Origin of the sequence: Streptomyces sp. DI166 (genome assembly GCF_900091315.1) — a bacterium.
In the GTDB taxonomy this organism is placed as follows: Bacteria; Actinomycetota; Actinomycetes; order Streptomycetales; family Streptomycetaceae; genus Streptomyces; species Streptomyces fuscus.
This window is the reverse complement of record NZ_FLSP01000172.1, coordinates 1-9,160: the sequence shown is the minus strand read 5'-3', so window position 1 is coordinate 9,160 and position 9,160 is coordinate 1. Positions and strand designations below refer to the sequence as shown.

The following is a 9,160-nucleotide window of genomic DNA, read 5'->3' as shown; positions in this document are numbered from 1 at the left end:
GACCCGGACCTCAACGAGTCGGCCCTCTCCGGCCACGACCTGATCGTCCGCGAACTGGGCGCCACGGTCGTCGAGGAGTTCACCAACGAATGACGTGACCGAACGGAACGCGAGCGCCAACGGGAGCGCCAACGCGAGCGCGGACGCGGCGAACGGCCACCGGCGCGGGGGCACACGGCCCGCCCACTTCGTGCGAACACACAACCCCCACCCCACCCCCCTTCAGCGACCCGCACAATCCCCCCACCCCCGCTCCGGATAGGCTGACCCCGTGAAGGTCCTCGTCATCGGCAGCGGCGCCCGCGAACACGCCCTGTGCCGCTCCCTGTCCCTCGACCCCGACGTCACCGCGCTGCACTGCGCCCCCGGCAACGCCGGCATCGCCGAGGTCGCCGAGCTGCACCAGGTCGACGCCCTGGACGGCGCCGCCGTCGCCGCGCTCGCCACCGAGCTGGGTGCCGAGCTGGTCGTGGTCGGCCCGGAGGCGCCCCTGGTCGCCGGTGTCGCCGACGCCGTGCGCGCCGCGGGCATCCCGGTCTTCGGCCCCTCCAAGGAGGCCGCGCAGATCGAGGGCTCCAAGGCGTTTGCCAAGGACGTCATGGCCGGTGCCGGGGTGCCCACCGCCCGGTCGTACGTCTGCACGACGCCCGAGGAGGTCGACGAGGCCCTCGACGCCTTCGGTGCCCCCTATGTCGTCAAGGACGACGGTCTCGCCGCCGGCAAGGGCGTCGTCGTGACCGCCGACCTGGAGGCCGCGCGGGCGCACGCCAACGCCTGTGAGCGCGTGGTCATCGAGGAGTTCCTGGACGGCCCCGAGGTCTCCCTGTTCGCCATCACCGACGGCGAGACGGTCCTGCCGCTCCAGCCCGCCCAGGACTTCAAGCGGGCCCTGGACGGCGACGAGGGCCCGAACACCGGCGGCATGGGCGCGTACTCCCCGCTGCCGTGGGCCGACCCGAAGCTGGTGGAGGAGGTCCTGGAGACCGTTCTCCAGCCGACCGTCGACGAGATGCGGCGGCGGGGCACGCCGTTCTCGGGGCTGCTGTACGCGGGGCTCGCGATCACCTCGCGCGGGGTCCGCGTGATCGAGTTCAACGCCCGGTTCGGCGACCCGGAGACCCAGGTCGTCCTCGCCCGCCTCAAGACGCCGCTCGCCGGTGTCCTGCTGGCCGCGGCCAAGGGCGACCTCGCCGACCTGGAGCCCCTGCGCTGGAGCTCCGACGCCGCCGTCACCGTGGTCGTCGCCAGCCACAACTACCCCGGCACCCCGCGCACCGGCGACCCGATCACCGGTCTCGACGAGATCGCCGCGCAGGACGCCCCGCACGCGTACGTGCTGCACGCGGGCACCAAGAAGGACGGGGACGCCGTGGTCAGCGCGGGCGGCCGGGTCCTGTCGGTCACCGCGACCGGCGCCGACCTCACTGAGGCCCGTGAGCGCGCCTACCGCGCGGTCGGCCGGATCCGCCTCGACGGCTCCCAGCACCGCACCGACATCGCCGCGAAGGCGGCCGCCGAGTAGGCCCACGACGGCCCAACAAGCGGCTAGGCCACGACGGCCCAACAAGCGACTAGGCCCACGACGGCCCAAAAAGAGCGAACCCGACAGGCCCCGGCTCCGTCTCAGGAACCGGGGCCTGACGCTTGCCGTTGGCCAAGTAGCCGCCTGCCGTTCGCCATACACCTTTCCCCATAGCCATTCCATCGGGTGAGCGATGCGCTATCCGGCTGACGCAGCCCGGGGCCCCAACTATGGTGCCGCGCATGCGTTCCGGCACTTGGCCCACCGGCATTGCGATGTCGGCGGGTGGTGCCACAGTGGGGGAGTGACCAACACCAGGACAGGTGGGACAGGCGGCGCCGGATCGGCCCGCGCGACGGGGAGGGGGTGAGGTTCGGTCGTGACCGGTATGGGTGTGGAAGCGGGCGCGCAGGCCGCGCGTTCGCGTGCGCTGGCGGTGCTGCGGATCCGCAGCCGGGCACTGGCCGTCGCCCTGCTGCCCGCCGCGCTGGCCGTGGTGCTGCTGGTCGGCGGCTCCACCGGGCATCTGGTGGGTCCCGGCTGGGACGCCGCGCGGTGGGTGGTGACGTGTCTGGCCGTGCTCGTCCTGCCGGCCGCGGCCGCGATCGCGCTGGTCGTGGCCCGGTCCCGGCCCGCGGTCAGTCCCACGGTCGCGATACCGGAGGAGTCGGCCCCCGACCTGTACCGCATGGTGCGCGACCTGGCCGACCGGCTCGATGTGCCGGCACCCTCCGCGATAGCCCTGACCCCGGACTGCGACAGCTGGCTGGAGGACCGTACGCACCCGGCGCACGGCCCGCCCCCGGCGGAGGACCGCGACGAGCTGACCAGCGGAGGGCGGCGCGGGCCGCACCGCCGGGCGGTAGCGGCCCCGGTGCTGGTCATCGGCTCGCCGTTCCTGTGGTGGATGCGCGTCGGCGAACTGCGCGCGGTCCTCGCGCCGGTCGTGGCCGGTACGGGCCCCTCCGCCCACCCCGACATAGCCGCCGCCCGCCGTTTCGTACGGGGTCTGGACGCGGCGGTCGCGGTCGCCGCGGCGCCGAACCGGGGGCCGCTGGCCCGGACCGTGCTGGCCGGGGTCGGCCGGGTGGCCCGGCTGCTGCTGCGCAGTTGCCGGGAGCACGCGGCGGAGATGGAGCGGGGCGTGGCCGCGGCGGCGGCCGAGCGTGCACAGGCTGTGGATTACGGGCTGCGCATCGTCGCCCAGGAGCAGGTGGGCCTGGCGTACGCGGGCTGGGACCGACTGCTGACCCGGGTGGCGCTCCCGGCCTGGCGGATGGGCCGCTGGCCGGCCCGGCTGGACGCGGGTGTGGTGGCGGCCCTGACGGAGCTGTCCCGACGGGACCGGCTGGCCGAGGGGTTCGCCTCCCGGCTCGGCGAACGCCCCGCCTGCGATCTGCTGGAGGAACCGGGGGCGGTGGACGAGGCGGCGTCCCTGCTGGCCGCGCGGCTCTTCCACGGCGGCCCCGCCGAATCCGGCCCCGACTGGTCCCCGGTGGACTGGCAGGAGTACCCGGAGGAGGTCGTGGACCGCAAGTGGCGCACCGACGCCGCCCGTCTGCACAAGGTCCTCGACTCCCTGGGCGTACGCACTCCGGACCCGCAGACCAACGGCCCCACCCTCTCCCGCGTACTGGACCACCTCTCCGCGCCGGACGAGGCGCCGAGCCGGAAGACGGAGCCCGACCCCGACGAGCCCGAGCGGGAGCGCTGCGCCACCCTCGCCGCGGGCCTGACCGCCGAGCTGGCCCGCGAGGAGGCCGCCGCCCCGGTCGCCGCCGCCCCCGCACCCGCCGACCCCACCGCCCTGTGGGACGACGCGACCCTCCCGCTCTTCCCGCTCCAGCCCCCGCGCTCGGCGCGCGAACTCCTCGCCGACCACGTCACCGCGATGGTCTGCTGCGCCGCCATGGACACCGCGGGCGCCACCCCCGGCCTGGACTGGCTGGACGGTCCCACGCTGCTGCTCGGCGGTGAGCGCGCCGCCGATCTCGCGCCCCGCGTCCTCAGCCTGATCGAGGACGGCGACCCGGACCCCCTGCGGGCCTGGCTGGTCGAGTCCGGCATACGGCCGGAGAAGCCGGTCCGCCTCGTCTGACGCGCCCGTGGCCCCGAGTCCGACCGGAGCCCCGCGTTCCACTTTCGGCCAATTCGCAACGAATAGTGACAGCATGCGTGCGCAATGTGATGTGCTGGGATCGTTCGCGCACATGGCAAGGGCTTGTGCCTACGACCGTCACGACCGCGCCATATGCCGAGGACCCATTCCGCACACCAGTACGTACACGACCACGGGGGCAAGGGAGGGGAGCGACCATGAGGTCGGAGCCGATCCGCCGCTGGGAGTCGGGAGCACTCGCGCACGCCGTCACGGACCCCTTCGGCCAGGGCCCCGTCCCCTGGCTCCGCGGCACCGAGACGTACTTCGGCGACACCGGCCAGGTGGTCCCCTGGTACGTCGACGGCCCCCAGGACAGCTCCACGGGCGGGCCCCGCATCCCGTCCCCGCGGGGCGCCCGCGCCCCGCGCCCCGAGGGCCCCCGCTCGGCCGACGACGTGAACCGCCAGATCAAGGGCTTCACCTCCACCGGCGCGGTCGCCCCCGGCGAGGCCGTCGACTTCCACATCACCGTCGACCCGCCCCAGGAGTTCGCGGTCGACATCTACCGCATCGGCCACTACAGCGGGGACGGCGCCGCGAAGATCACCACCAGCCCCCGCCTGTCCGGCATCGTCCAGCCCCCGCCGCTCACCGCGGACCGCACGGTCTCCTGCCACCACTGGTGGCTGTCCTGGCGCCTCCAGGTCCCCTCGTACTGGAACAACGGCGCCTACGTCGCCGTACTGACCACCGCCGACGGCTACCGCTCCCACATCCCCTTCACCGTCCGCGACAAGAACCCGGCGGACCTCTTACTCCTCCTGCCGGACGTGACCTGGCAGGCCTACAACCTCTACCCGGAGGACGGGCGCACCGGCGCCAGCCTCTACCACGCCTGGGACGAGCGGGGCCGCCTCCTGGGCGAGGCCGACGCCGCCACCACCGTCTCCTTCGACCGCCCCTACGCGGGCGCCGGCCTGCCCCTGCACGTGGGCCACGCCTACGACTTCATCCGCTTCGCCGAGCGCTACGGCTACGACCTCGCCTACGCCGACGCCCGCGACCTGCACGGCGGCCACGTCGACCCCACCCGCTACCGGGGCCTGGTCTTCCCCGGCCACGACGAGTACTGGTCCCCGCAGATGCGCCGCACGGTCGAGCTGGCCCGCGAACACGGCACCTCGCTGGTCTTCCTCTCCGCCAACACCATGTACTGGCAGGTGGAGCTGGGCCCCTCCCCCTCCGGCGTCCCGGACCGCCTGATGACCTGCCGCAAGCGGAAAGGGCCGGGCAAGCCGGTGCTGTGGCGCGAGATCGACCGACCCGAGCAGCAGTTGGTCGGCATCCAGTACCTGGGCCGGGTCCCCGAACCCCACCCCCTGATCGTGCGCAACGCCGACCACTGGCTGTGGGACGCCACCGGCGCCGAGGAGGGCGCCGAGCTCGCCGGAATGGTCGCGGGCGAGGCCGACCGCTACTTCCCGCGCACCGCGCTGCCCGAGCACGAGGAGCGCATCCTGCTGGCGCACTCCCCGTACACCGACGCCGACGGCGTCCTGCGCCACCAGGAGACCTCCCTGTACCGGGCCCCCTCCGGCGCCCTGGTCTTTGCCTCCGGCACCTTCGCCTGGTCGCCCGCCCTGGACCGGCCGGGCCATGCGGACGCCCGCGTCCAGCGCGCCACCGCCAACCTCCTGGACCGCATCTGCAAGCGTGACTGAGGGGACGCGAAGGCCCCGACGTCCAAGGTCACCGGCCGATACGGGACAATCAACCCGTTGGCCCGCCCGTCTCCCACCCCCACCCCAATCGAGCCCTGCGGGCCCCCTCATATTCAAACCACGGGGAGGAACCGTGTCCGGATTCGTAGAAAAGCCCGAGCCGATCCAGGTTCCGGGCCTGGTGCACTTGCACACCGGAAAGGTGCGCGAGCTGTACCAGAACGAGGCGGGCGACCTCGTGATGGTCGCCAGCGACCGCATCTCGGCGTACGACTGGGTGCTCCCGACCGAGATCCCCGACAAGGGCCGGGTGCTGACCAAGCTGTCCCTGTGGTGGTTCGAGCAGCTCGTCGACCTGGTCCCCAACCACGTCCTGAGTACCGAACTCCCCGAGGGCGCCCCCGCCGACTGGGCGGGCCGCACCCTGGTCTGCAAGTCGCTGCGGATGGTCCCGGTGGAGTGCGTGGCCCGCGGCTACCTCACCGGCTCGGGCCTGGTGGAGTACAACGACTCCCGCACGGTCTGCGGCCTCGCCCTGCCCGAGGGCCTGGTCGACGGCAGCGAACTGCCTGCCCCGATCTTCACCCCGGCCACCAAGGCCGAGGTCGGCGAGCACGACGAGAACGTCTCCTACGAGGAGGTCGTCCGCCAGGTCGGCGCCGAGACCGCCGCGCAGCTGCGGCAGACGACGCTCGCCGTCTACGGCCGTGCGCGGGACATCGCGCGCGAGCGCGGGATCATCCTCGCGGACACCAAGTTCGAGTTCGGCTTCGACGGGGACACGCTGGTCGTCGCCGACGAGGTGCTCACCCCGGACTCCTCCCGCTTCTGGCCGGTGGACCAGTGGGAGCCGGGCCGCGCCCAGCCGTCGTTCGACAAGCAGTTCGTACGCGACTGGCTGACCTCGGCGGAGTCCGGCTGGGACCGCAAGAGCGAGCAGCCCCCGCCGGCGCTGCCGCAGGACGTGGTGGACGCCACCCGCGCCAAGTACATCGAGGCGTACGAGCGGCTGACCGGCACGCGCTGGGCGTAACGGAAGAAGCCCCCGGTGAGAACCGGGGGCTTCCTTCTCTGAGCGAACGACGAGGTTCGAACTCGCGACCTCAACCTTGGCAAGGTTGCGCTCTACCAACTGAGCTACGTTCGCAAGCGCCGTGGCGCGGGACCCACTATACCCAACCTCGTTCCCGTGCGAGACGCACTGCCGCGTGGCGGTTGTCGGCGCCGAGTTTGGAGACGGCGGAGGAGAGGTAGTTCCGCACGGTTCCCTGGGACAGCGCGGCGCGCTCCGCGATCTCCGCCACCGGGGCTCCGTCGGCGGCCAGTTCCAGCACCTCGGCCTCCCGCGCGGTCAGCGGGGAATCGCCCGCGGAGATCGCGTCGGCGGCCAACTCCGGGTCCACATAACGGTTTCCGGCGCGGACGGTACGGATGATCTCGGCGAGCCGCTGGGCGCTGACCGTCTTCGGGACGAACCCGCGCACACCGGCCGCAAGCGCCCGCTTCAGATGACCGGGGAGGCCGTGGCTGGTCACGATCATGACCTGGCAGTCCGGCAGTTCGGCCCGCAGGGATGTGGCGACCTTCACACCGTCCGCCCCGGGCATCTGCAGATCCAGTACGGCCACATCGGGCCGGTGCGCCCGTGCCATCGCGAGCGCCTCCGGTCCGGAAGCCGCCTCGGCGACGACCACCAGATCGTCCTCCAGGGACAGCAGGGCGGCCAGCGCCCCCCGGATCAGATGCTCGTCGTCGGCCAGCAGTACCCGCACCCGCTCACTCACAGCCCCACTACCGTCGTTCGTCATGCGGCCACCCTCGCCACCGGCACCTCCGCCACCACCCGGAACACCCCTTCCTCGGCCCCCGCCTCCAGCGTCCCCGCCACCGCCGCGAGGCGTTCGCGCAGTCCGGCGAGGCCGGAGCCACCGGACGTCGTCGTGACGTCGCTCACGCCGTCGTTCTCCACCGTGAGGATCACGCGGTCCTCCCGCTGCCGTACCGACACCGTGCAGCGCTCGGCGTTGCCGTGGCGTAGCACGTTGGTGGTGGCCTCGCGGACGACCCAGCCGAGGGCCGACTGCACCTCGTCGGGGAGACCGGCGACAAGACCGCTGACCTCGCAGGAGATACCGGCGGCCGCCAGTACGCCCCGCGCTCCGGAGAGTTCGGCGCCGAGGTCGGCCTCCCGGTAGCCGCGGACGACCTCGCGGACCTCGCGCTGGGACTCCTGGGCGATGCGCTGGACCTCGATCATCTGCTCCTCGGCCTCGGGGCGCCCGCGCCGGGCGAGCTGTACGGCCAGCTCGCTCTTGAGGGCGATGACCGCGAGGTTGCGGCCCAGCACGTCGTGCAGGTCCCGTCCGAACCGCAGGCGTTCCTCGGCGACGGCGAGCCGGGCCCGGGTCTCGCGGGCCTCGTCGAGTTCGTAGACGGCCCGGAGCAGCCAGACCGAGAACACGGCCGTGAAGGCGACGAAGCCGCTGCCGGCCAGCACGATCCCCGAGACGACCAGTGCCGGCAGGACGCCCTCGCCCGTCGCGATCATGAAGGGCGCGGACCCCGCGGCGAACCCCGCTACGGCGGCGTACACATGGCGCCGCTCGCGCAGACCGAGCGTCAGGATGCCGACCCCGAAGACCGTGACGGTGCCGAAGACGCCGCCCGCCGCGGAGTCGACCGGCTCGCCCTGCGGCCCGTACGCGGAGACGGCCAGCGCCGTCACGCCGACCACCGCGGTGAGCGCGGCGAGGACGCCGAGGAGCCGTACGGGCTGCTCGCGCCCGCCGCACACCCAGTCCACGGCCCGGGAGACGGTGAACGCGCAGACCGCCGCGTGAGCGCAGACCAGGCCCAGCATCAGGGCCCCGAGCGCGCCCCCGATCTGGGCGAGCGCCGGCAGCCCGGCCACGGTGACCTCCATCACCGCGAAGAAGTGGAACGACCCCCGGGTGTACGTCTCCACCTTCGCCGGGGTGCTCTTGCCCCGCCACCAACTGCCCGGCCCGCGCATGTGCGTGTCCCCCTCACCTCAACGCCGGGGTTCCCACCGGAACCACCGCCGTACAGCAAACACGCCGATCGCCGTCCAGGCCAACGCGGTGACCAGGGCGCCCGTCGCCTCGCCCAGCGACAGCTCGCCGGTCCAGCCGCCCCGGACGAGGGTCATCACCGGGGTGAGCGGCAGCAGTTCGCAGACCGAGGCCGCCGTGTCGGGCAGCACCTCCAGCGGGAACGTCATTCCGGAGCCGAGCATCGACACCAGCACCAGGGGCAGTGTGGTGACCTGGGCGGTCTCGGTGGTGCGGGTGAAGGCGGAGGTGACCGCGGCGAGTGCGGCGCACATCACCAGGCCCAGCAGCAGCCCCAGGACGGCCAGGTGTGGGGCGCGCGGCGCGGGCATGTCGAGCAGGACCGCGCAGCCGGTCACCAGCAGCAGGGACTGGCCGAGGCCGGTGGCGACGGCGGGCAGCGCCGATCCGGCGAGGATCTCGGGGTCCCGCAGTTCACCGGTGCGCAGCCGCTTGAGCACGAGTTCCTCGCGCCGCGAGGTGAAGACGGCGACGAGCGCCGTGTACACCGCGAACAGCAGCGCGAACCCGACGGCGGCGGGCAGGATGACAGCGCCCGGCGTGAGCCCCATCTCGTCCAGGTCCAGGTCCCGGGTGACGGAGTACACGCTGAACGGCAGGACCAGGGGGACGAACAGGGCGGCGACGAGGGCTCCCCGGTTCCGCCCGAACAGGGTCAGCTCGGCGCGTGCCAGCGCCGCCATGCGGCTCGCGGGGGTGGTGACGGTGCTGCTGCTCATGCCGC

Annotated in this window: 7 protein-coding genes and 1 tRNA gene; 4 read left to right on the top strand and 4 right to left on the bottom strand. The window is 73.1% G+C overall.

Going from position 1 to position 9,160, the window contains the following annotated elements; genetic code table 11:
• Positions 1 to 271: 271 nt before the first annotated feature.
• The 4 genes from purD (at position 272) to GA0115233_RS38800 (ending at position 6,377) form a co-directional block, all read left to right on the top strand.
• Positions 272 to 1,522: a phosphoribosylamine--glycine ligase gene (gene purD / locus GA0115233_RS38815; RefSeq protein WP_093725349.1), complete on the top strand. Its 1,251-nt coding sequence runs from the start codon at positions 272 to 274 to the stop codon at positions 1,520 to 1,522.
• 388 nt (positions 1,523 to 1,910) lie between these two features.
• Positions 1,911 to 3,620 carry a hypothetical protein gene (locus GA0115233_RS38810; protein WP_093725347.1) on the top strand — a complete coding sequence of 570 codons (1,710 nt, stop codon included), beginning with the start codon at positions 1,911 to 1,913 and terminating at the stop codon, positions 3,618 to 3,620.
• A 218-nt stretch (positions 3,621 to 3,838) separates the two neighbouring features.
• Positions 3,839 to 5,344: a N,N-dimethylformamidase beta subunit family domain-containing protein gene (locus tag GA0115233_RS38805; RefSeq protein WP_093725345.1), complete on the top strand. Its 1,506-nt coding sequence runs from the start codon at positions 3,839 to 3,841 to the stop codon at positions 5,342 to 5,344.
• A gap of 133 nt (positions 5,345 to 5,477) precedes the next feature.
• Positions 5,478 to 6,377, top strand: a complete 900-nt coding sequence (locus GA0115233_RS38800) for a phosphoribosylaminoimidazolesuccinocarboxamide synthase (protein ID WP_093725343.1) — start codon at positions 5,478 to 5,480, stop codon at positions 6,375 to 6,377.
• Positions 6,378 to 6,418: 41 nt separating this feature from the next.
• Here the strand turns inward: GA0115233_RS38800 and GA0115233_RS38795 are convergent.
• From GA0115233_RS38795 to GA0115233_RS38780, 4 genes are all read right to left on the bottom strand, one after another.
• Positions 6,419 to 6,491, bottom strand: a tRNA-Gly gene (locus tag GA0115233_RS38795).
• A gap of 22 nt (positions 6,492 to 6,513) precedes the next feature.
• Complete coding sequence (locus GA0115233_RS38790) at positions 6,514 to 7,152, bottom strand: response regulator transcription factor (RefSeq protein WP_093725341.1); 639 nt, start codon at positions 7,150 to 7,152, stop codon at positions 6,514 to 6,516.
• Positions 7,149 to 8,357 carry a sensor histidine kinase gene (locus GA0115233_RS38785; RefSeq protein ID WP_093725339.1) on the bottom strand — a complete coding sequence of 403 codons (1,209 nt, stop codon included), beginning with the start codon at positions 8,355 to 8,357 and terminating at the stop codon, positions 7,149 to 7,151. Before GA0115233_RS38785 ends, GA0115233_RS38790 begins: the two co-directional genes overlap by 4 nt.
• An 18-nt stretch (positions 8,358 to 8,375) precedes the next feature.
• Positions 8,376 to 9,155, bottom strand: a complete 780-nt coding sequence (locus tag GA0115233_RS38780) for an ABC transporter permease (RefSeq protein ID WP_093725337.1) — start codon at positions 9,153 to 9,155, stop codon at positions 8,376 to 8,378.
• Between the last annotated feature and the right edge of the window lie 5 nt (positions 9,156 to 9,160).

Bases quoted from the DNA above. Each gene is read 5' to 3' on its own strand.
- GA0115233_RS38810 (WP_093725347.1), top strand. From the start codon at position 1,911: ATGGGTGTGGAAGCGGGCGCGCAGGCCGCGCGTTCGCGTGCGCTGGCG.
- GA0115233_RS38805 (WP_093725345.1), top strand. From the start codon at position 3,839: ATGAGGTCGGAGCCGATCCGCCGCTGGGAGTCGGGAGCACTCGCGCAC.
- GA0115233_RS38790 (WP_093725341.1), bottom strand. From the start codon at position 7,152: ATGACGAACGACGGTAGTGGGGCTGTGAGTGAGCGGGTGCGGGTACTG.
- GA0115233_RS38785 (WP_093725339.1), bottom strand. From the start codon at position 8,357: ATGCGCGGGCCGGGCAGTTGGTGGCGGGGCAAGAGCACCCCGGCGAAG.
- GA0115233_RS38780 (WP_093725337.1), bottom strand. From the start codon at position 9,155: ATGAGCAGCAGCACCGTCACCACCCCCGCGAGCCGCATGGCGGCGCTG.